This window comes from Dactylosporangium sp. NPDC005572, assembly GCF_040605515.1.
Classification (GTDB): Bacteria; Actinomycetota; Actinomycetes; order Mycobacteriales; family Micromonosporaceae; genus Dactylosporangium.
Window position 1 is genome coordinate 18,717 of sequence record NZ_JBEXCY010000101.1, and the last position, 21,805, is coordinate 40,521.

Genomic DNA, 21,805 nt, shown 5'->3' on the forward strand with positions numbered 1-21,805 from the left:
CGGCCGGGTGGGGTGGTGCCGGCTGGTGTGTACCGGTACGACGCGGCGGGTCATGACCTGTCGGGGTTCCGGTCGGGGGATCCGGGTCCGGCGCTGCGGTCGGTGCTGGCGCAGCCGGAGTTCGCTGAGGTGGCGCCGATGGCGGTGGTGCTGGTGGCGCGGCTCGCGGTCGGTGTGGCGAAGTATCCGGCCCGGCATTACCGCACGGTGCACGTCGACGCCGGGATCGCGACCCAGAACGTGTATCTGGTCGCCACGGCGCTCGGCCTCGGCGGGTGTGCGGTGACCGGGTTCGACGACGCCGGTCTGGCGGCGGTGCTGGATCTGGACGAGGCGTCGTTTCCTGTTGTGGTGTTCCCGTTCGGTCGGCTGCCCGCACCCGGCCAGGGCTGATGGCTGGCTGATCGTCGGCCGACGGCGGCGCGGTCAGTGTGGCAGTGGCAGGTCACGGCGGGCGGCGGCGCGGGTGAGTGCGGCGGGCAGGCGGGTGCCGCCGAGCAACGGCAGTCCGGCGGAGGTGTTGGTGTAGAGGACGTGGACGACGCGCAGGCCGCTGGGGCGCACGTCGTCTGGCCACGTCGACCGACACCGGCGTGTGCCTGTGCCGGTCGAGGCGGGCGACCAGGTCGGTGAGGTCGTTGTCGGTGACCTGGTCGGGTGCCTGGTCGAGATCGCGCCAGTCGACCGTTGCGGTGACGGCGTCGTCGAGTTCGGTGGCGAACCGTCGGCGCATCCGTGGGTCGAGGTAGAGCTGCAGGTGGGTGCAGTGTTCGACGACGTCGGCGAGGTCGGCGCGGCGGTCGTCGAGGTAGCGGCGGTCGGCCCGCCATGGCAGGAACGGGCTGCCGGGCTCGTGTGCGGTGCGCAGGTAGGGTCCGTCGGGGTTGTCGAGGTCGGCGACGAACACCCGCAGCTGGAACGCCTCAGCGAGCGCCTTGAGCATGGCGGGTACCGTTCCGGCGCGTGCAGCGGCGCCCATGATCAGGTAGCGGTCGTCGTCATCGCCGACGACCGCGCCGATGACGGTGAGGCCGAACTCGTTGGGGAATTCGACGAACCGGGTGCGCAGCCGTCCGTCGGTGCCGGCCGCGAGGCGGACAAGCCAGTGGGGTGGTCGCACCTGCCGCAGTGGGCGTCGGCCGTGCCAGCCAACGGTGACGGCGGCGCGTTCGATGAGTTGGCACAGGGCTGACCAGTGGGCGTGGTCGATGCCGTCGCCGGCGGCGAGCCCGGCGGCGTGGGCCGGGCCGATGAACGGGACACCGCGCAGTGGTGCGGCGTGGGCGTAGGAGATCCAGACGAGCTGGGCCGGTACCAGGATCAGGTGTCCGGTGGACAGGCGAGTGCCAGGTGGCCCACTCCAGTTCCAGGTCGTCGGTGACCGGGGCGAACGGGAACCGTTCGCGGTGGTACTGGTCGGCGGCGAACAGGAGAACTGATCGGGGGTCGAGTGCGGCGAGGCTCTCGGCGCGCAGTTCGCGGAGGGTGGCGCGGCGTAGGCCGTCGGGGACGAGGTTGCCGCAGTAGTCGCAACGCTTGTCCGGCAACGGGATCCTGCCGTCGATGGGCTCAGTCGGCGACTCGTTCGACAACGCGCTGATGGAGAACTTCTGGTCCACCCTGAAGATCGAACTCGTCTACCGAACAACGTGGAAAACCCGCGACGAAGCCGAGAACGCGATCTTCGCCTACATCGAGACATCTCACCAACACAGCCTGTCAAGCCGCAACCGTTGCGGGTTCGGCGAAGGCTCTGGCCGTGTCGTAGACGGTTTTGTGCTGCAGGCAGTGATGCAGCTTGCCGAGCATGAGGTGGAACAGCCGACGCAGCGCGGCGACATGGCGGTCGCCGGCAGCCAGCACGGCTGGGAAGAACATCCGCAGCACCGTCCGGATCAGGTTGGTGAGCGTGACCTGGTCCCAGGCCGCGTCCTGCTGCGCCCTGGTCAGCACCCGCAGCGACTGCAACATCCCGCTGTCCTGCGGCAAGGGCCGGTGCGCCGCGGCATCGGTGGGCAGAATGTTGCCCAGCACCATCGCGTCGGACGCGTCCGACTTGCCCCGCAAGGACCGGTAGCGATCCCAATACCGTGACACCGCCAACGGGTTGATCGCGAAGACCTGCCGGCCAGCGGCACGCAGCCCCGCGACCAGCAGCCCCTGGCTCGTTTCGATCGCCACCGGCAGCCTACCGCCGGCAGGATCATGCTCGGCGCGCAGCGCCAGGACCTGGCCCAGCCCCGCCGCGTCGTCATGAATCCTGGCCGAGGCCACAACCACGCCGGCCTCGTCGACCAGCGCCACGTCATGATGATCCTGCGCCCAGTCGATCCCGCACGCCACCACCGCCACCGCGGCTCCTCTCTGCCTCGACCACAGCGAGGCGCGACGCCCTAATGGACAGTGCTTGCCGCACGACATCTCACGAGCCGTTCACCTCGCCACCGGCGGCGCCCGCGCTGGCGCAAGGCTTCAAGCCTGCGACCAAACCAAGGCTCAGCCCGCCGGCGAACCACGGGTGATCATCCTCGTCGATCACCGCCACCGCCGCATGCCCCACTCGATCCCCAGGGTCAAAGCCCTCACGTTCAACAGGGGTCAGCAGCGGCGACGGCCTCTCAACGAGGCACCGATCTCGATTCCCAGGCTCGACGGCCAACGGCTGGTACGGGCGTCCTCTGTTGCCATTACGGCTGGTACAACACCCACCGCATCCAGAAGGAACTCGGCTACTGCAGCCCGGACGAGTACGAGACCACCCGGCACACCCCAAGCCGAACCAGATAACGTCACGCTCGCCCCGACCGGAGGCAGGTAACCACCGCTCCATCAAAGCGGGGGAAACTCACACACTTACCGCGTCCTCGACCGTGCGCCAAACCACGGGGGTCTTACCTGCTCAACGGCGCGCCTTCTGGTCGGCGAAGCGTGTCACCAGACCTCCGACCGCCACCTGTTCATCCACACTCCCCAATAACACATGTCCACTGTGCATGTGCACCGAATGCTGGTAACAAGGCCCACGAGCTATAGCCAGCCGTCAATCTTGTGAAGGTCGCTCACTTTCCGACAGGATCAACCCACCACTTACCGCAACTGAAGTATTACAGAGTGTCACACTCGTTCATGAGGCGGCTCGCTGCCGCCACTGGCGCTGCGAGCATAGGGCTGCTGCTACTGGCTGCTCCGGTTCAGGCAGCACCTACGGGAGAAGCAGCCGTCGTCAAGCCGATCACCGCGGAACCCAGTGCAGCCGAGATCGAGGCGAATAATGCCGCCGCGAGGGCGGCGCTGCCGCCGAACGTGACCATGACGGTTCTCGGGAAGCTCCCCAAATACAATGGCCCGGCCGACTTCTACTCTCAAAACGGCTCAACCTTCCTTGCGGCGGCCTCAGTGCCGTACAACCACAACTTTAGTCATGTCCGGACCTTGTATGGCCGCGTATTCCAAATCACCGAAAGCAGCACAGTTTGTCAAGACGTCTATGCCAACTGGGAAGCCGGCTACCACGATGCAGGCCATAGCTTCCATGTCTCACTGAGGGGCGCGCAAGTCTTAGTGCCTGCTGACGGCATCACCCGGTCGTGGTGCTGGTCGCAGGTTCCCACCTACACAGACCACCAGTTCCATTACTACGTCGACGGCAATACGGAAGGGCATTACGCATTCACGTACGGCGGTGGCCGGGTTCGGTATTCCTGGCAATGATTCGGTACCGCTAAGGTAAGCGTGCGGGAGGCGAGTCGCCTCCCGCACGCTTTGTATGCGTTAGCAATCGCCGCCAGTGGACGACGTCATAATTGACACCTCGCGCACGTGGGTGAGGTCAACCGCCGGTGTCAGTTCCACACTGCTGGCTTCCGCCGCCTTGGCCGAGGAGGCTCGTCCAACCGTGACAGCGCCGACTTGGTCATTCGGCTGGCACGGATCCGGCATCACAACACGATTTCCGGCACTCACCGTATATTTCTGTTCACCTGTCGGTATGCGCTCCATGACGACACTTGTGCCGGTGCCACGCACCGAGCCCGGCACATCGCTGATGTCGGTATGAGCCGGGCCGGCGAATCCGGTACTGGTAACCAGGTCAATTGTCGCTTCGCCACGCGTGACGTCAACTGCGGTCACGCGTCCGACCAAACCCTCGGCCACAACAGCGAGCTGGCCTCGCCGTACCGCCTGGATTTGCTGGACAGCCACAACGATCTGCTGGCCGGTTTCAGCCACCACCTTGCCCTGCACCGCTCGCGCGTCGTCGTCGGCACCGCCGTCGCCTTGCACCACGAACACCTTTGTTGTTTTGGCCAGCGGTCGGTCCGGCTTGACAAATCCGGAGATGGTCGTTGATTGCGCTGTCGCGGCCAGTGGGAACCTCTGGACAACAAGGCGGCCGGTCGGCGCGTCGGGATCGCCGATCATCTCATCATCGATGATCGAATTCGAGACTCGCACTGTAGTGACACCTGGCATGGCAACAGCGATGGCGTAGGTACCAAACTCATCCGTACTGACCACTCCGGCCGGTCCGGACAGCCGGGGACTGACCAGGCTGATCACCTGAGTCGTGACGGGGTCGGGTGCGGGCCGATCCGCCCGTAGCCGCAAAGCCTTGGCCGCGCTCACATCACTGGTGAAGAACGCCAACCGCGCGTCACCCTGCTTGTCGTAACCCTGCAGGACCGCGATCGAGTGCAATTGTTGGTCGTTCCGCAGTGCGACGAAAGCCCGGACAGCGGTGTGCGGCCCTCCGACAGCGTCCCAGACGTCCGTGGCCTCACGTACCAGACCGGCATCGACGTCACCCACAGCAGACCAGCCCAGGAACGGGCCATCCGGGGGTGGTGCAGCAAGCTGTGGCGCCGGGCCGAATCCGACCACCCTGAACATGGTCACCAGTACTGCCACGCACACGGCGGCTGCCGCACCGGCGGTCATACGCCGCCGACGACGAAGCCGACGTGACCGCCGCATGACCTTGTCTTCGTAACCCTCGACAGGCTTCACCGGCTCGGCCAAGGCAGCAAGGCGGTCACGCAACTCTATCTGACTATGCATATCGCACCTCGTGTTCAGCTGTGGCGTCGACCTCGACCCAACGCTGGCGGAGAGTCCGCAGGCCCCTTGACGAAAGACTCTTGACCGTGCCCACCGAACAGCCCAACGCCACCGCCGCGTCCTGCTCGGACAGGTCTACATAGAAGCGCAGGACGACCGCAGCACGCTGTCGTGCCGGCAGAGCATCCAAAGCCCGACGGAGCCAGTCCCGCTGTTCCACCCCCACGTACTCGTCCCGAGCCTGCCTTTCCACCAACCGGCTGAAGGGCTGCTCCCACCAGGCCCGGCGGCGCCGCGCGCTGAGGTAGGTATTGATCAGGGTCTTTTGCACATAGTTGTCGATCCCCTCCGACCGCCGCAGACGCGACCACACCACGACCGTCTTCGCCAACGTGGTCTGCACCAGGTCTTCGGCTCGACCAGCATCCCCACAGAGCAGAAAGGCCTCACGAAGCAAACGACCGTAGCTAGCCCTGACGAAGGCCGTCACCCCCTCGTCGTCCTGCCTGTCCATGCTTCCTCACCATCCTCGCCAACACCGTCATAGCAACTACCTACGCAGTGACCGCATTGAAACGTTGCCGCCGGGAAAGATCTTCGTCCAGTTGCCGAGCATGTTGTGGATCCAGCGGCAGCAGTACGGGACGACCGCCACGTTTCGAACACCGATCGCGGCGGCGAACGGACCGGTCCAGTCGGGTCGCGACCTGAGCCGGCGTTCTCCGCGAACCAGGCCGTCAGTTGACGCTTCCGCCCCGAGCTGTACCTCTTCCCGTAGAGCCCGGCGGCCGCGGCGCGCGGTGGACCTCAGACGGAAGTGGCGATACGCAACAGAAGCCGCCGCTCACGAAGACGTCGATCAGCTGCCTGCCGAGACGACCTTAGCCCTGATCCACCGACGGGATTGACGTGAGTGTGGCGGGCTGGATGCGATGCCGCCCCCGCGAGCTGGAAAGATAGAGGTTCTTCAGGCTTCTATCGTCCAGTTCGAGAGGGCACCGTCGGGGTGAGGTTACCGTACGGCGCGGCACGGGTGCGCGCATCGTTCGATGATCCGAGTTTGACGTCGTGTGTCGGGTTGGAACCGGTGATGCGGCTGGCCGATTCGTGTGCTCTGCACGGCATCGTCGCTGCTCGGCTGCGCGTGCCGACGGACAAGGGAGCCAACGCGTCGGGCAAGGTCGCCGCGATCGTGGCGGACATGGTGACGGGCGCCGACGCGATCGACGACCTCGACCTGTTGCGCCACGGCGGTATGCCGACGCTGTTCGACGGGCTGTACGCACCCTCGACGCTGGGGTCGTTCCTGCGAGCGTTCAGTCACGGCCACGTCCGGCAGTTGCAGGCCGCCTCACGGCAGTTCCTGGTCCGGCTGGCCGGACGGGCACGGTTGCTGCCCGGTTCGGCTGCGGTCACGTTCGTCGGGGGTAATCGTCGAGGTCCACATCGCGGATTTGTGCGGGCTGGGTTCGGAGGCTCTCTCACGACGGACCCTGCTTTCGCGGCCCTCTGGCTGAGGCTGCGCCATCGCCATTCCGAACTGGGTGCCCGCCGCCTATGGCAGTGCCCTGTACGCTGCCGGCGTGAGCTGGGAGTTCTGGATCCATGCGTACCGTCCACAGCATGATCAGGCGCAGCCACTGCTGGATGACGGGCGAGCGCTGCCCCTGACGGAGTCTCACCTGCGGCCGACTGTGGCCCAACTCGTCGCAGCCTTCGCAGACGCCGGTCTACGCGGGCAACTCGGGTTCGAGATCGCCGGTCTGGACCTACCGCAGCAGGATTCGGACGACTACGACCACTCCCGGGATCTCGGGACCGTATACATGAGCGGAAACTCGCCTGCGCGCCATCCGGATGCTCCGGTCCGGGAGATCACGCTGTACAAGCCGGGTGAGTCGACCTTGGCAGCCACGTTGGCCGTCCGCCATCTTCTCGGCGCTGTCGTCGTCATCGCCTGTGATGACGACCTCGAAGACGGCGTGCTGTTGGTCCGTCCGGACGACGATCCGGCCGCGTTGGCGGCGGTGCAGCGGTGGCCCTGACCGATCAGATGCCACAGCGGCAGTGCTCTGGGTCGACCTGAACCGTGCTCGGATCTGGGCATAGCCGGTTCGGGCGGCTGAGGAGACACGGCGCGGCCACCGCGAGAGCATCGTCTGTTGTGGACACGTTCACCCCGGCCTTGCGGCAGGCCGACACCACCGCGCTGGAGCCGAACGCCGAATCGGCGCGGACCAGAATCCGGCCGGTCGCGCCGCACGCCCGCGCGGTGGCGATCGCCTGCCGGAGCAGGGATTGCGCGCCCCGGGCGGAGCCGGCGCTGCCGCCGCGCAGCCGGGTCGCGGCGATGACCAGGGCGGCCCGGTCGGTGCTGATCGTGGCGACCAGCGGGGACAGCCCGCGCAGCCGCACACTGTAGCCGCCGACCTTGGTGTGCCCGAACCCGGCGCCCTGCTTGGCGTGACCGTACACCCGCCGCAGCAGCGAATCGATGTCGACGTACACCGGCGTGGACGCGCCGGGCAGCAACGGCGTGCGCGCGGCGAGGGAGGCCAGCAGGTCCCGGGCGGCGGCCTCCAGCTGCAGAGCGTGGCCCCAGGTAAAGAACCGCAGGAACGAGCCCAGCGTCGAGGGCGCATACACCCCGCCGAACAGCGCGGCCAGCAGCGCCGGCTCGGCACCGGGACGGAGCCCGGGCAGCGTGACTGCCGCACCCAGCACGTCCACCGCGGCCCGCGGGTCGCCGGCGTGCAGGGACTCGCGGCCAGCGGCGGCCTGCCCTTCGAACCGCAGCACGTCGACGTCGGCGTCCCGGACGGCCAGCCGGTACCCGTCGGACACCTGCGTGACCGCGTCGGCCGAGCCGAGGACCTTCCGCAGCCGCCACACCAGCGTCTGCAGAGCGTGCACGGGCTCGGCCGGCGGCTGGGCGCCCCAGATCGCCTCGACCAGGACGCCGGCGCCGACGGTCCGGCCGCCGGCCAGAGCCAGCCGGGCGGCCAGGCACCGCAACCGCGCACCGGGAACGCTCAGGGCCTCGCCACCACGGGAGACCGCGAACCCGCCCAGAAGGTCGATGCGCAGCGCGCAGCCTCGTCCATCCCTCGATCATCCCGCGCGACGGTCGACACCGTGTCGCCGCCGTCCGGACGCCGTGCCTGCGGCCCGTCTCTGCTTCGGCAGGGCGGGCCGTTGAGCTGGGCGGACCTGTGCGGCGGATCTTGTCGCGGGGAATCCCGGATCTAGTTTGCTCGCCGCCGCGACGGCGCTGCGCCGCAGCGTCTCCCGATGCTGGCGGGCGGCCTTGAGGACCACCTTCGCGGGCGCCTCCGCCGCGCGGCGCTGGGTGACCGGAAGCACGCTCGTGTGTAGGTGTCGGCGCTGGTCATGATGATGGCGTGCCCGATCTGGTCCTGGATCACCCTTCGGATCGACGCCGGCGGTGAGGGCGGGGGTCGCGGCGCCGTGGCGCAGGTCATGTAGCCGTACCGGCGGCGGCCCGGAGGCGACATCAGGCCGGTGAACCGGTGGGTGAGGTGGGCCGGATGCAGCGAGCCGCCGTCCGGGCCGGTGAACACGTAGCCGCTGTCGTGCCAGGCCTTGCAGGCGGCGACCCACGCCTCCAGGCGGGTGTGTTGTCGGCGCCGGTGCGCGCGCAGCACGGCGACGGTTTCGTGCACGGTCTCGGGATGAGTCCACTGTCCACAGTGGAGTTCGACGGCCCGCCGCGGCCGCGTGGACCGGACAGGTCAACACCGTCACCGCCAGCACGGACCGGGTGGACGTCGACGCGTTGCTCATCCGGCCCGACGGCTGTGTCGCCTGGGCCTTGCCTACCGGGCAGGACTTCGACGCCACCACGCTGGGCACCTGGTTCGGCCAGCCGGCCTGAGCGCCGTTTTAACGGTCGTCTCAGGTTCGCTCGGTATGAAGTGGGCGTCAGACAGGCGATGGAACCCGTATGTAGGAGGCTAGTGATGGCAGTCAACGCAGCGCCGTCCGGGGAAGCGCCGGCCGGTCGGTTGGCAGGCCGGTGGGTGCCGTGGTTGGTGATCGGCTTGTGGGTGGTGCTGGCGGTGGTCATGGTGCCGCTGAGCGGAAAGTTGAGCTCGGTCACCACCGACAGAGCCGTGGACCTCCTGCCGGCCGGTGCCGAGTCCACCAAGGTGGCCGCGCTGGAGGACAGTCTCCCCGGCGGTGAGGACAACACGTTCGTCTTCGTGTACCACCGCGCCGGCGGCGTGACCGACGCCGACCGCGCGACGGTCGAGCGCCACTACAACACCCTTGCCAAGCGGTACCCGCCGAAGGTGGCGGCCCCGGCCGGCGAGGAAGACGAGGGCCCACCGACGAGCCGCTCCACCGACGGCAAGGCGATGATGTTCACCCTCGACGTGAGCACGACCTACGGCGCACCGGAGGACCTCGTCGGCCCGTTGCGTGACGCCGCGAAGGACCGCCCCGCCGGCCTGGAACTCGAGGTGACCGGCCCGGCCGCGATCGACGGCGACATGGACGCCGTCTTCGACGGCATCGACCTGCAGGTCTTCCTCACCACCGTCATCGTCGTCACGCTCCTGCTCATCCTCACCTATCGCAGCCCGGTGTTGTGGTTCATCCCGCTGATGGCCGTGAGCGCGGCCGCACTGACCTCGATGGCGACCGTCTACCTGCTCGTCAAAGGCTTCGGCATCGTGGTCAACAACCAGAACTCGGCGCTGCTGACGATCCTGGTGTTCGGCGTCGGCACGGACTACGCGCTGTTGCTCATCTCTCGATATCGGGAGACACTGCACCACCACGAAAACGTCCGGGTCGCGATGGTCCACGCGCTGCGCGGCGCGGCGCCGGCCATCGTCGCGTCCGCGGCCACGGTGGTCGCCGGCCTGCTCTGCCTACTCGTCGCGGACCTGAACAGCACCAGCGGGTTGGGCCCGATCGGTGCGGCCGGCATCCTGTGCGCGCTGGTGGCCATGCTGACGCTGTTCCCGGCGGTGCTCGTGGTGCTCGGCAGGCGGATCTTCTGGCCGGCCATCCCGCGGTTCAGCACGGCCGTGGAGGAGAAGGTGGGGCTGTGGGGACGACTCGGCGCCGCCATCAGCCGCCGCCGGTGGGTGGCGACGCTCGGCTCGCTCGGAGTCCTCGGCGTGCTCGCCATCGGGCTGGCGGGCAACACCGGCGCCCTGCGGGAGCAGGACCAGTTCCTGTCCGCGCCGGAGTCGGTCACCGGCTTCACCGTGCTCCGCCAGCACTTCCCGGAGCTCGGCGGCATGCCGATGACGATCTACACGCGGCCGGCGTACCAGGTGCGGGTCCTCAACGTCGTCAAGGGCACCCCCGGTGTGGCTCAGGCCTTCCCGGGTGAGATCAAGGCTGGCTGGGTCGACATCTCCGTGTTCCCGAAGGATGCGCCGGACACCGTCGCAGAGTACGACACGATCGAGCGGGTGCGCACCGCCGTGCACGCGGTGAGCGGGGCGGAGGCGATCGTCGGCGGGCCGAGTGCCGAGAACCTCGACACCGAGGTGACCACCAGCCGCGACGAGAAGCTGGTGATCCCGCTGGTGCTCGCCGTCGTCCTGATCGTCCTCGGGCTGCTGCTGCGCGCGATCGTGGCCCCGCTGGTCCTGATGGCCACCGTGATCGTCTCATTCGCCGCGGCCTTCGGCGGCAGCGTGTTCGTCTTCGACACGATCCTCGGGTTCAAGGGCGTCGACTATTCGGTGCCGCTACTGGCGTTCCTGTTCCTGGTGGCGCTCGGCGTCGACTACAACATCTTCCTGGCCAGCCGGGCCCGGGAGGAGACCGTGCGTCTCGGCACCAGAGAGGGCATGCTCAAAGCCCTGAAGGCCACCGGTGGCGTCATCACCTCGGCAGGCCTGGTCCTGGCGGCCACATTCGCGGTCCTCACCTCACTTCCGCTGGTGATGCTGATCGAGGTCGGGTTCCTGGTCGCCTTCGGCGTGCTGCTCGACGCCCTGCTGGTGCGGTCGGTCCTGGTGCCCGCCCTCACCCTGCTGATCGGCCGGCGGATCTGGTGGCCGAGCCGGCTGTCCCGTCCGACGGCGGAGCGGCCGAACGGTCAACAGTCGCTCGCCGACGACGAGGAGCCCGCGCTGCAACGATGAACGCGGCGGCACGGACAAGCTCCGGGGACGGTGCCATCGGACTGTTCGTGCCCAGGGACGTCATCAGGCAGAAGTGCGCGAACTACATGCGCGGCGGCAAGCCGGCCCAACGGGGCCCGTTGCTTCACGACCAGGACTTCACCATCGTCGCGAAGTACGGCTCCGAATACCGAGGTCCAGTACTACCTGCTCGCCCAGGACGTGTTCCGCCTGGAACGCCTGCGCTGGGTCATGGAGACCTCGATGCTCAGAACCCTCGCCGGCAAGCACAAGTCCACCGTCACGAAGATGGCCGCAAAGCACCGGACAGTCATCGAGACCCCCGACGGGAAACGGACCTGCTTCCAGGTCACCATCCCCCGGGACAAGGGAAGGAAATCACTGGTCGCCCGCTTCGGCGGGATCCCGCTCAAACGCCGACGCACCGCGGTCCTCACCGACCTGTCACCGGTCATGGCCAGCATCAAGCGGAACGAACTGGTCCTTCGGCTCCTCGCCGAACGCTGCGAGATCTGCGGCTCGCGGACAAACTTCGACGTGCACCATGTCCGCAAGCTCGCCGACCTCAACCGTCACGACCGGCCCGACAGGCCCGCCTGGGTCCACCTCATTGCCAAACGGTGCCGCAAGACCCTTGTCATCTGCCGCGACTGCCACGAGGACACCCACGCCGGCCGCATCAACGCACCCACCCGGCACCGACCACTGGAGAGCCGTGTGTTGCGAAAGTGACCAGCACGGTTCGGGAAGGGGCCGACGGAAAAGGACCCACACCACGGGCACCTCGCCGGCGGCCTACTTCACTCGGCGAGCGGCCTGGAGAAACGGACCAGCGGCAACACTGACACCGCGCTCCAGGCCGACTCAACTAGCCGGCCCGACGGCTGTGTCGCCTGGGCCTTGCCTACCGGGCAGGACCTCGACGCCACCACGCTGGTGCGTGTGCTGGGCAGCTGGTTCGGCCAACCGGCCTGAGCGGCCGTATTAACGTTCGTCTCAGATTCGCTTGGTATGAAGTCGGCGTCAGATAGGCGAGGTAACCCGTGTAGGAGGCTAGTGATGGCATACCGCACCACACAAACACCTGAAAAGAGACTGACATGAAGTCCATCGCAGACCCTCTGAAGCGCCTCACGATGGGACGCCGCGGCTTTCTAACCGGCACGGCACTTGGCATTGGTGCTGGCTTGTCCACGCATGCCGTTGTCTCGGCAGCGAACGAGAACGAGACTTCGGGCAAGACTTCGGACAGGACGTCGGACATTTTCCGGCGAGACCGGGACCTGCCCTTCATCGGCACGGAAGAGACCTTTTCCACCCATGAGTTGATGGTGCTGAACGACAGGCTGTTCCTTGAGGATACTGGTCTTGCCGAGCTCGGCCAGCGCCGCATCGGTGCAATGGATGAGGCGGGGATCAACGTTCAAATCCTCTCCGCGCATACGCCAGGTGTGCAGAATGTCCCAGGCAAGAAGGGCATCGATTTTGCGTATCGTCTCAACAAGATGCTCGTCGATGGACCGATGGCCACCTATCCGGGGCGGTTTAAGGCATTTGCAACCTTGCCGCTGCAGAGTCCGGAGGCCTCGGCAAACGAACTGGAACGCACAGTTCGGGAAGATGGCTTCCTGGGATGTTTGATCAATGGAATCATCGGGAAGAAATTTCTCGACCATCCTGACTTTGAGCCCCTGTTGGCGCGCGCCGAAGCCCTTGATGTGCCGATATACATCCATCCAGGCCTGCCGCCCGACGAGGTTTTCCAAATCTACTACAGCAATATGCGGCCGGAATATCAGAAGGAGTTCCAGGACCAGGTTATTAGCATCTCTGCATATGGATGGCACCAGGAAGTCGTTACTCAGTGCATCCGAATGATCACCTCAGGGGTATTCGACAGGCATCCCAAGCTCCAGATTATCATCGGCCATATGGGAGAGGGCCTTCCGTTCTTCTACAAACGCATCGTGGAGAAGATGAGCGAAGTGACCGAGAGTAGCCTGAAAAAGCCGTTCGAGCAGTATTTCCATGACAATTTCTGGTTCACAACCAGCGCATTCCCCCAGGACGAACTGCTCGATCTCCTGCTGATGTGCATAAGTGTGGATCGAGTGATGTTTGCAACCGACTACCCGTTTGCAAATATGAAAGTTCAAACCGACTGGTTCCGGGCAGTCGATTTGCCACGCGAAGACAAGGAAAAAATTGCGTTCCGAAATGCGGAAAAACTGTTCGGAATGAAAGTCTGACACGTCCCGACGGGCAGAATGATGCCCGTGAAGTGACGCGCCAGCGTCGGCAGACGTGGAGAATGCTTTGGCTGTAAGGCGAGACTACAGCCAAGGTATGCGATGCGCGGCTGCCGCATCACGCGGTCTTCATACACCGGCGCATCGCATGCTCTTCTAGAGAGATCGAAGTGTCGCGCTAGTTCGCTGTAGGCAAGCAAGACGAGCGTAGTAGCGACTCTCTTGAGATCCTCAGCGCGCTGACCCGCCTTGTGATTAACGGCGCGGTTCGCAAGGATCTGCTGCGGGGCCCAGTAGCAGACCCTTGCCAGCGTGAAGCGCCAACGACTGGGATGGGCCAACACCGGACATTGGCTATCGGCTCAGTCCCGCTTCCGGCTGAAACCCCAATCGACACCGCCGTCGCCCCGGGCGACACCGGAGACATGCTGGCCCAGTCCAGGGCACGAGTTGGAAGCCGAGCCCGTCGTCGATCATTGCGAACCTGCATGATTGCGCGACGCTCTAATCATGGCCTCAGGTTGGTCGGGGAGAATGAGCGGCAAAAGCATCGACTGGAGGGGGCGGGCCGGCGTGCGGATCATGATCGCGGATGATGACGCGGCCATCCGTGAGTCGTTGGAGCGGGTGCTCCAGGTCGAGGGTTACGACACCAGCACTGTGGCCAATGGTCTCGCCGTGCTTGACGGGGTCGGTGAGGCCGGCGGTGACACGCTGGATCTGCTGATCCTCGACGTGATGATGCCCCGCCTCGGCGGGTTGGAGACCTGCCGGCGGTTGCGGGCGGCGGGTCGGGATCTGCCGGTGCTAATGCTGACCGCTCGTGACCAGGTCTCCGACCGGGTCGCGGGGCTGGACGCGGGCGCCGACGACTATCTGCCCAAGCCGTTCGCCACCGAGGAGTTGCTGGCCCGGGTGCGGGCCTTGCTGCGCCGGCGCACGCCGGGCGACGGGGAGTCGCAGATCCTGTCGTTCGCCGACGTTCGGCTCGATCCCGACAGGTTCGAGGCGTGGCGTGGCGGGCGGCCGCTCCATCTGACCCGGACCGAGTTCTCCCTCCTGCAGGTCCTCGTGCGCAACGCGACCCGGGTCTTGACCCGCGACGCGCTGTTCGAGGCGATCTGGGGCTTCGACATGAGCGCCACCGCCAACAACCTCCAGGTATACGTGAGCTACCTGCGCCGCAAGATGGAGGCCGAGGGTGAGCCGCGACTGATCTACACGCTGCGCGGCCTGGGATACACGTTGCGGGAGACTCCTCCGTGAGCAGGCACGCCCGCCGGGAACCGCGCCGGCTGACCCGATGGTGGCGCCGGCGGTCCCTGCGGACCAGGCTGACGGTGATCGCGGCGACGGCCATCGCGGTCAGCGTGTTCGTGGCCTTCCAGGTGGCCAGCCAGCTACTGGACTGGGAGCTGCGGGACACCGCCGAGGATCAGCTGCGCGCCGACTCCCGCGTCCTGGCGACGAACGCGGAGCGCGCCGGCCTGGCGCAGCTCCAGCTACCGCCGTACACCGGATCCGGTCCGCTGGTGCGGATCATCCTGCCCGACGGCTCGACCCGGACGCCGGCCGGCCAACCCGCGCTGCCCCCGGTCAGCGAGCACGCCAGGCGCGTGGCGCAGGGCGTGTCGGCCGACCTGATGGAGTCGAACGACAGCGACGAGGACGGCTACCACATCTACACGCTGCGGGCGGGCGACGGCGCGGTCCAGGTGGCCCGCGTCGCCGACGACAGCCCGATCAACCAGTTCGGGTTCGGTATGCTGCTGATCGGGCTGCTCTGCGTGGTCGGCGGCGCCCTTGTCGGGCGGACCGTGGCGCGGACCGGGCTGGCGCCGATCGACCGGCTGACCGCCGCCGCGGAACGTGTCGCGCACACCCGGGATCTCGACGCCGACATCCCGGACGAGGGCGGCGGGGAGATCCGGCGGCTGATCCAGTCGATCAACGACATGCTCGCCGCGCTCCGTGACTCCCGTCGGGCCCAGCGGCTGCTCGCCGAGGACGCCGCCCACGAGCTCAAGACCCCGCTCACCAGCCTGCGCCTCAACGTCGAGCTGCTGATCCGGCTCGATCGGCGCGGCACCCTCGACACGGCCCTCTCGGCGGAGAGCCGGACTCGGCTGCTCAACGATCTCGGCGCCCAGGTGGCCGAGTTGAGCACCCTTGCCGCCGAGTTGACCGACCTGGCGCGCGGTGACGTCAGCGACGAGAGCACCGAGGTGCTCGACCTCGCCGATGTGGTGGTGGCCGCCGCGACCCGGGCGCGTTCCCGTGTGCCCGACATCGAGATCGCGGTCGACGTGACCTCCGTGTGGGTGAGCGGGCGTCCCGCCGGCCTCCAGCGGGCGGTACTCAACCTCATCGACAACGCCGGCAAGTGGTCCCCCGCGGACCAGCCGGTCCAGGTCCGGCTCCGTGCCGAGGGCGCGTCGGCGGTGCTCGAGGTCGACGACGCCGGGCCCGGCATCGACGCCGCCGACGTGCCGCGGGTGTTCGACCGGTTCTACCGTGCCGGCAGCGCCCGGGCGCTGCCGGGATCCGGTCTGGGGCTGTCGATCGTGCAGCGGGTCGTCGACGCCCACGGCGGCCGAGCCACCGTCGCCCGCTCCGCACGCGGTGGCGCGCTGCTTCGGGTCAGCCTTCCGACCGCTGCCTCGCCCGCTCGGATCGCGCGGCTCACCGCCGGGGAGGATACCGCGGTGCGCTGACCCGTTACCTCTTTGATCGTCCCCAGCCGGGGACTCCTCGGTCGCCCGGCCTGGTATGACTTACTGCCCCTGTCGCGCAGATGCTCCGGGGGTGTTGTCGCCAGGTCGGGTGGCGTCGGCGGACCGCTCATAGGGACAGCTCGGCAACTGTGGCACCGGCTCCGTTGCGTTATGCGTTGGCAAGATCCAGGCAGGGTTGAGCAGTGAAGTCATCGATCCGCTCGCTCTCGTGGCTGCCGCCGAAGTCGGCGTTCGCTGGCTTCCGGTTCCCGGCTGAGGTGATCGTCGTCGCGGTCCGGTGGTACCTGCGCTACGGCCTCTCGTACCGCGACGTGGAGGAGTTGCTGGTCGAGCGTAGCGTCGAGGTCGACCACGTCACCGTCTACCGGTGGGTGCAGCGGTTTACCCCCGCTACTGGCCGACGCCGCCCGATTCGCCCGCCATGCACCAGGCGACAGATGGCATGTCGACGAGACCTACGTCAAAGTCAACGGCGTCTGGCGGTATGTGTTCCGGGCGGTCGACCAGTACGGACAGGTCATCGACGTGCTGGTCTCGGCGCGCCGCGACGCTGACGCGGCCCGGCGGTTCTTCCGCCGGGCACTGTCCGCCTTGAAGGTCAAGCCCAGAGAGGTGGTCACCGACGCCGCCGCAATCTACCCGCCGTCCTGGACGAGCTCGTCCCGTCTGCGTGGCATCACGTCGAGCGGTACGCCAACAACCCGATCGAGGCCGACCACGGCCAACTCAAGCACCGGCTGAGACCGATGCGCGGGCTACGAACCGACAAGACAGCACAGGTGATCATAGCTGGGCACGCCTTCATGTAGAACCTACGCCGCGGGCATTACGAACTCGGACTTGACGCCCCAAGTGGTCTCCGAGTCGCCGCAGCGTTCACCCAACTCGCCCGCGCCGTCTGAGCCTAGGGCGCGGTCACGGCTCCACCGCACCTCGCGATCAAGTAACGCAACGGCGCCCGCAGGAATCGTTCTAGACCCTTCCCAGTGGGCTGCGATCCGGGCGATCTGGGGTGCGGCCGATTCCATCGCGTTTTCCGGGGTGTGGGGAAGTAAACCTTTCGGGGTCGGCATGGCTCAAAGAGGGTGGACTGCCCAGGGAGGGGGACTCACCACGTGCGCCCGGACAGGGAACATGACTTCTCGCAGTACATTGCGAGCCGGAGACAGCGGCTGCACCGCGTCGCGTATCACCTGCTCGGCGACCGTGACCAGGCCGACGATGCGGTGCAGCACGCGCTGACCGTGCTGTACCAGCGGTGGAATCGCATGCACGACGTCGACAACCTCGACGGCTACGTCCACACGATGGTCGTACGGCAGTGCCTGCGGGACCGGCGGCGGTGGCTGTCGCGCGTCCATCTGTGGGGTGCCGCGCCGGATGTGGCGGTCGCTGCCACCGACCCGGAGGTCGAGCAGCGGATGCTGCTGCGGGCCGCGTTGCGTGAGCTGCCGCGGCGGCAGCGGACCGTGCTCGTGCTGCGGTTCCTGTGCGACCTGCCCGTGCTGGAGGTCGCGCAGCTGCTCGGGCTGGCCGAGGGCACCGTCAAGGCGCACACCGCCAAGGGCCTCGACGCCTTGCGCCGACGCCTGGACAGCACGACTGCGGAGCGGAACTCGAGGAGCGTGGTATGAGCGAGAACCCGTTCGCGATCCTGACCCGTGAGCCGGTCCCGGACAGCTGCCTGGATGTGGAGGCGGTCATCGCCGGTGGCCGTGCCCGGGTACGCCGGCGCCGTGGCGCGTCCGTGGTCGCCGCCGCCGTCGCCGTGGCGCTCGTCGTGGGGGCCGTGGCCGTCGCCCAGCAGCGGCCCGGGCCGCGGCCCGATCCGGTGGGGCCGGCGCCTTCGCCGTCTCAGTCGCCCTCGTCGAGGTGCGCCCCGGCGCCGCTGACCCAGCTCGGCCCGTCGGTGTACGTCACGGTCGACGCGTCCGGCCGATACATCGTGGGTATCCCGGACACCGCCGACGGCACGGTGATCCTGTACGGCCCCGGCGGCACACAGACGCTCACCACCGTGCCGAGGCTGCTCCCCGACAGCGTCAACGGCAGCGGGACGATCATCGGCAATGTTGCGAACGACGTCGACGCCGACGGGTACGTCGTCGACGGGGACACCACGACCGCCCTCGGCAAGCCGCCAGGCGCGCTGAACGTCCGGGCCAACGGGATCAACGACGCCGGCGATATCGTCGGCGATGCCCGCATGCCGGGTGGGAAGTTCCGGGCTGTCGTGTGGCGGCACGGGAAGTGGAACCAGCCGCAGCTGCTGTCGACCCCGACCGGCGGGCAGGCCGGTGGACAGTCCGCCGCCCACGGCATCAGCACGGACGGGAGGATCGTCGGCAGCGTCGGCAACGGCGCCCAGCCGTACCTGTGGCAGGCCGACGGCACGGGCCAGGCCCTGCCGACCCCGCAAGGCAAGCCTGGCGGGCTCGCGGCCCGGGTCGTCGGGGACTGGGCCGACGGCCCGGTTGACTACCTCGCTGGTACCACGGTGCGGCCGAGCGGACGGCGGGTTGCCACGGCCCCGCTGTCGTGGGCCCGGTGGAACCTGCGCACCGGAGAGGTCCGGGAAGTCCAGACCGGCCCACAGAGTGCGGGCGCATCCGGCCTGCTGCCCGACGGCACCGTGGTACTCAACGTCACCGACGGCACCACGCTATGGACGGAAACCGGGACCACGAAGCTGCCCGTCCCGGCCGGCTACGACCGCACCATGGTCACCGGGGCCGGCAGCAACGGCCTGCTGGTCGGCACCGCACTCCAACGCAACGGAAAGTCCGCACCGTTCCGCTGGGCCTGCCACCAGGCCAGGTAGCACACCACCCCGGGCGGCCGACCCCACAGCCGGGCCGCGGCGGTCAACCGCCGCGGCCCCAGCATCCCACAAGGCGCCGCGACCACCCGCCCCGTGATCCGATGCGCGCTCACGGCCGATGTGCATGCGACCGGTCCAGATCAACAACAGGCGAAGCGCGGATGCTGCGCGGAACCGCTGAGCTTAGGACCATCTCTTGCGCCGGCCGAACCAGGCGAAGACGGCCTGCCACGCCTGGATCATCCACGTGGGGTCGCCGCCCCCCCTCAAGGGAGTGCGTGCCAACGAAGTCCGCATTCGGATCCCTGCGGCCTTCGTACTCGGCGTTGCTCTGACCCGGCAGACGCTTCTCCGGCGCGGCCATCTCATCATGGTGGATGCGCAACGTCCTGGAGGTCAAGTCCGTCGCGGCCGACAGCAACGACCCCTTGATCATCGGCCAGCCCGAGGATGCGCTTCACGCCACGTGGATCGAGGAATATCTGGTCGCGAAGTTTCGCGACCTGCGCGGCGGCCGTACATCTCCGCCACCCGCGTTCCGGGAGAAGGCGCCCGAATGAATCGGCACCGACCCGGCCGACCTGGAGAGTAGCGGCATAGAACCTGGGACGCAGTAGGTGCCACCCACCGTGTGGTGCCTGCTCAGATCTGGTTCGCGCCTCCGTCAACGTAGAAGTTCGCGCCGACGACGTAGCTGCTCTGTTCCGAGGCCAGGAAGGCCACGACTGCGGCGGCCTCCTCAGGCTGACCCATGCGGCCCCTGGCCACGGTCGCGGTGACATTCTCCTTGACGGCCCGAGCGGTCTCCTCGTCGCCGAAAGCGGCGGTGCCGCCGGGAGTCTCGATCCATGCCGGCGAGACGACGTTGACCCTGATGCCACGGCCTTTGAGCTCGTTGGACCACGTCCGCGCGAAGGACCGGACGGCCGCCTTCGACGCCGCGTACGCGCCGAACGCCTCTACCCCACGGTCGCCGGCGGTCGAACCGAGCAGGACGATCGAGGCTCCGTCGTTGAGCAGCGGCAACGCCTTCTGCACGGTGAACAGCGTACCTCGGACGTTCACCGCGAAGGTCTGGTCGAAGTGCTTCTCGGTGGTCTGCTCCAGCGTCATGAATGTACCGACCGCGGCGTTCGCCACAAGCACGTCCAAACCCTTGCCCCGGGACCGGACCGCCTCGTAGAGCCGGTTCAGGTCCTCCGGCTTCGAGATGTCGCCGACGACCGCAGTGGCCCGGTCTGCTCCGATGGTCTTGACGGCGGCCTCCAGCTCGGCCTCGCGCCGCCCGGTGATGAACACATACGCGCCCTCGTCCGCCAGCCGTACGGCGGTGGCCAGACCGATCCCGCTGCTTCCTCCCGTGACCACCGACGTCTTGCCATCCAGCTGTCCCATGTGGGTGTCTCCATCGCTCTGTCGATGCCGATCCGTTCGACATCGATCCTGCGTGAGATCGCGAATACCATCCATAATGCAGAATCCGGCATTCTTTACGTATCGTCCAGGAGGTGTCGTCAGTGCTCGGCTTTCGGGATCCAGTGGCTGACGCGATCGGTCTGCTCCGGCCCCGCACGGTGGTCGGGCCCAGCGTCCGGGCCGCAGGAGCGTGGGCGTTGCGCTTCGACCCGTTCCTGCACGTGCGGATCGGCGGCCTCGTGCGCGGCACGTGCTGGTTGACTCTCGAAGCGCACGAGCCGGTGCTCCTGCAGGAGGGTGACACGTTCATGCTGGGCAACCCGCCGCCTTACGTGCTGGCCAGCACGCTCGTCGCGAGCCCGCGCCCGGCGGAGCCGGTGTGGGCGGGTGCCGAAGACGGGTTCGTGCGGATCGGTCCGGAGTCTGAGGAGGACCTCTACCTCTGCGTCGGGCACATCGCGTTCGACGACAGCAACGCGGCCCTCCTGACCGATCTTCTGCCGCCGCTCGTGATCGTCCGCGCGGCCGATCCTCACGGCAGGCGGCTCGCGCAGCTGATCGATCTTTTGGCCACCGAGGTCGGGGTCGCCGCCGCCGGCGGCCCGCTGGTGCAGAACCACCTCGCACAGATCCTGCTCGTGCACATGCTGCGCGCACACGCCGGTCAGACAGACCGGCCCACAGGCTGGCTGGGCGCCCTGAACGAGGACGGCATCGGTGCCGCCCTGCGCGCCGTGCACGCCGACGTGGCCCACCCCTGGAGCCTCAAGGAACTCGCCGAGATCAGCCACATGTCGCGTTCCGCGTTCGCCCAGACCTTCAAGAGCCACGTCGGGGTCCCACCCCTGGAGTACCTGATCCAATGGCGCATGAGCCTCGCCCGCGACGCCCTCGCCCGCGACACTCTGTCGATCTCCGAGCTCGCACGGGCCACGGGCTACCTGTCCGAGAGCGCGTTCAGCACCGCGTTCCGCCGCGTGGTCGGCTCATCGCCCGCACAGTTCCGCAACCAGGCACGGCAGCCACCGCGCTCGGCCGCGAACGGAAGCTGAAGGAGGAAGTCAACGGCGGCTTGAAATTGGCTCTGGCACGGATTCCGTGATCGTCCTTGGTGTGCTGGTTAGGGGCGGTTGAGGATGCGTTTGCGGAGTAGGTCGAGTTTGGCGCGGCCGAACATCTGGCGTTTGATCGTTTTGATCCGGTTGACGGTTCCTTCGACGGCGCCGGAGCTCCGGTGGTGGGTGAGGCCGGCGACGACGGCGTCGAAGTCGCGCATCAGTCCGGTGGCGAAGCCGCTGATCTGCGGGAATGGGCTGTTGGTGGCCTCGTTGATCCAGGTTTCGAGGCGCTTCCCGCCGCGGTTGCGGACCAGGTGGGTGAAGCCGTGCGCCAGGT

General features: G+C 67.5%; 20 protein-coding genes and 5 pseudogenes. 17 read left to right on the top strand and 8 right to left on the bottom strand.

All coding sequences use genetic code 11. The features are described 5' to 3' along the window. Positions 1 to 15: 15 nt before the first annotated feature. A complete protein-coding gene (locus ABZS66_RS35935) occupies positions 16 to 393 on the top strand; it encodes a SagB family peptide dehydrogenase (protein WP_354765668.1) in 378 nt (125 codons plus the stop codon). A gap of 52 nt (positions 394 to 445) precedes the next feature. Here ABZS66_RS35935 and ABZS66_RS35940 read toward each other — a convergent pair whose 3' ends face one another. Further along, positions 446 to 1,573 (bottom strand): YcaO-like family protein, encoded by a 1,128-nt coding sequence (locus ABZS66_RS35940; RefSeq protein WP_354765702.1) that lies wholly within the window; start codon positions 1,571 to 1,573, stop codon positions 446 to 448. A 2-nt stretch (positions 1,574 to 1,575) separates the two neighbouring features. Between ABZS66_RS35940 and ABZS66_RS35945 the strand changes: the two are divergent. Beyond that, a pseudogene (locus tag ABZS66_RS35945) lies at positions 1,576 to 1,698 on the top strand (IS3 family transposase); the annotation flags it as partial. A gap of 21 nt (positions 1,699 to 1,719) precedes the next feature. Here ABZS66_RS35945 and ABZS66_RS35950 read toward each other — a convergent pair. Beyond that, on the bottom strand, positions 1,720 to 2,352 hold the full coding sequence (locus tag ABZS66_RS35950) for an IS110 family transposase (protein WP_354765670.1): 633 nt from the start codon (positions 2,350 to 2,352) through the stop codon (positions 1,720 to 1,722). 70 nt (positions 2,353 to 2,422) lie between these two features. Further along, positions 2,423 to 2,545, bottom strand: a complete 123-nt coding sequence (locus tag ABZS66_RS35955) for a hypothetical protein (protein ID WP_354765672.1) — start codon at positions 2,543 to 2,545, stop codon at positions 2,423 to 2,425. A gap of 581 nt (positions 2,546 to 3,126) precedes the next feature. Here ABZS66_RS35955 and ABZS66_RS35960 point away from each other — a divergent pair. After that, positions 3,127 to 3,711, top strand: coding sequence for a hypothetical protein (locus tag ABZS66_RS35960; protein WP_354765674.1), 585 nt, complete (start codon positions 3,127 to 3,129; stop codon positions 3,709 to 3,711). Positions 3,712 to 3,771: 60 nt separating this feature from the next. On the opposite strand, the gene ABZS66_RS35965 is transcribed toward ABZS66_RS35960, so the two are convergent. Together ABZS66_RS35965 and ABZS66_RS35970 are read right to left on the bottom strand one after the other, a co-directional pair. Further along, a complete protein-coding gene (locus tag ABZS66_RS35965; RefSeq protein WP_354765676.1) occupies positions 3,772 to 5,058 on the bottom strand; it encodes a rod shape-determining protein MreC in 1,287 nt (428 codons plus the stop codon). Next, positions 5,051 to 5,572 (bottom strand): SigE family RNA polymerase sigma factor, encoded by a 522-nt coding sequence (locus tag ABZS66_RS35970; protein ID WP_354765678.1) that lies wholly within the window; start codon positions 5,570 to 5,572, stop codon positions 5,051 to 5,053. The genes ABZS66_RS35965 and ABZS66_RS35970 overlap by 8 nt, the downstream gene beginning before the upstream one ends. Positions 5,573 to 6,148: 576 nt before the next feature. Between ABZS66_RS35970 and ABZS66_RS35975 the strand changes: the two are divergent. Next, a pseudogene (locus tag ABZS66_RS35975) lies at positions 6,149 to 6,457 on the top strand (IS1380 family transposase); the annotation flags it as partial. Positions 6,458 to 6,641: 184 nt separating this feature from the next. After that, the gene (locus tag ABZS66_RS35980; protein WP_354765680.1) at positions 6,642 to 7,103 is read left to right on the top strand and encodes a hypothetical protein; all 462 of its coding nucleotides are present in this window, start codon (positions 6,642 to 6,644) and stop codon (positions 7,101 to 7,103) included. A 133-nt stretch (positions 7,104 to 7,236) separates the two neighbouring features. On the opposite strand, the pseudogene ABZS66_RS35985 reads toward ABZS66_RS35980, so the two are convergent. Then, positions 7,237 to 7,716 (bottom strand): annotated as a pseudogene (locus ABZS66_RS35985) (transposase); the annotation flags it as partial. Between the two features lie 1,075 nt (positions 7,717 to 8,791). On the opposite strand from ABZS66_RS35985, the pseudogene ABZS66_RS35990 reads away from it, so the two are divergent. From ABZS66_RS35990 to ABZS66_RS36040, 11 genes and pseudogenes are all read left to right on the top strand, one after another. Further along, a pseudogene (locus ABZS66_RS35990) lies at positions 8,792 to 8,953 on the top strand (hypothetical protein); the annotation flags it as partial. Between the two features lie 157 nt (positions 8,954 to 9,110). After that, a complete protein-coding gene (locus ABZS66_RS35995; protein WP_354765704.1) occupies positions 9,111 to 11,189 on the top strand; it encodes an MMPL family transporter in 2,079 nt (692 codons plus the stop codon). A gap of 30 nt (positions 11,190 to 11,219) precedes the next feature. After that, on the top strand, positions 11,220 to 11,921 hold the full coding sequence (locus tag ABZS66_RS36000; RefSeq protein WP_354765682.1) for a group II intron reverse transcriptase/maturase: 702 nt from the start codon (positions 11,220 to 11,222) through the stop codon (positions 11,919 to 11,921). An 84-nt stretch (positions 11,922 to 12,005) separates the two neighbouring features. Further along, on the top strand, positions 12,006 to 12,164 hold the full coding sequence (locus ABZS66_RS36005; RefSeq protein WP_354765706.1) for a hypothetical protein: 159 nt from the start codon (positions 12,006 to 12,008) through the stop codon (positions 12,162 to 12,164). A gap of 125 nt (positions 12,165 to 12,289) precedes the next feature. Next, positions 12,290 to 13,438, top strand: a complete 1,149-nt coding sequence (locus tag ABZS66_RS36010; protein ID WP_354765684.1) for an amidohydrolase family protein — start codon at positions 12,290 to 12,292, stop codon at positions 13,436 to 13,438. Positions 13,439 to 14,020: 582 nt separating this feature from the next. Further along, on the top strand, positions 14,021 to 14,704 hold the full coding sequence (locus tag ABZS66_RS36015; protein WP_354765686.1) for a response regulator transcription factor: 684 nt from the start codon (positions 14,021 to 14,023) through the stop codon (positions 14,702 to 14,704). Then, positions 14,701 to 16,152 (top strand): HAMP domain-containing sensor histidine kinase, encoded by a 1,452-nt coding sequence (locus tag ABZS66_RS36020; RefSeq protein WP_354765688.1) that lies wholly within the window; start codon positions 14,701 to 14,703, stop codon positions 16,150 to 16,152. Before ABZS66_RS36015 ends, ABZS66_RS36020 begins: the two co-directional genes overlap by 4 nt. 233 nt (positions 16,153 to 16,385) lie before the next feature. Then, a pseudogene (locus ABZS66_RS36025) lies at positions 16,386 to 17,075 on the top strand (IS6 family transposase). Positions 17,076 to 17,288: 213 nt separating this feature from the next. Then, positions 17,289 to 17,807 (top strand): SigE family RNA polymerase sigma factor, encoded by a 519-nt coding sequence (locus ABZS66_RS36030; protein ID WP_354765690.1) that lies wholly within the window; start codon positions 17,289 to 17,291, stop codon positions 17,805 to 17,807. Beyond that, positions 17,804 to 18,994: a hypothetical protein gene (locus ABZS66_RS36035; RefSeq protein WP_354765692.1), complete on the top strand. Its 1,191-nt coding sequence runs from the start codon at positions 17,804 to 17,806 to the stop codon at positions 18,992 to 18,994. Before ABZS66_RS36030 ends, ABZS66_RS36035 begins: the two co-directional genes overlap by 4 nt. A 377-nt stretch (positions 18,995 to 19,371) precedes the next feature. Further along, on the top strand, positions 19,372 to 19,554 hold the full coding sequence (locus ABZS66_RS36040) for a hypothetical protein (protein WP_354765694.1): 183 nt from the start codon (positions 19,372 to 19,374) through the stop codon (positions 19,552 to 19,554). Between the two features lie 82 nt (positions 19,555 to 19,636). Here ABZS66_RS36040 and ABZS66_RS36045 read toward each other — a convergent pair whose 3' ends face one another. Then, positions 19,637 to 20,464, bottom strand: coding sequence for an SDR family oxidoreductase (locus ABZS66_RS36045; protein WP_354765696.1), 828 nt, complete (start codon positions 20,462 to 20,464; stop codon positions 19,637 to 19,639). 68 nt (positions 20,465 to 20,532) lie between these two features. Between ABZS66_RS36045 and ABZS66_RS36050 the strand changes: the two genes are divergently transcribed. Next, positions 20,533 to 21,462 (top strand): AraC family transcriptional regulator, encoded by a 930-nt coding sequence (locus ABZS66_RS36050; RefSeq protein ID WP_354765698.1) that lies wholly within the window; start codon positions 20,533 to 20,535, stop codon positions 21,460 to 21,462. Between the two features lie 68 nt (positions 21,463 to 21,530). Here the strand turns inward: ABZS66_RS36050 and ABZS66_RS36055 are convergent. Then, on the bottom strand, positions 21,531 to 21,805 hold a 275-nt coding region (locus tag ABZS66_RS36055; RefSeq protein WP_354765700.1), incomplete at its 5' end, for a transposase.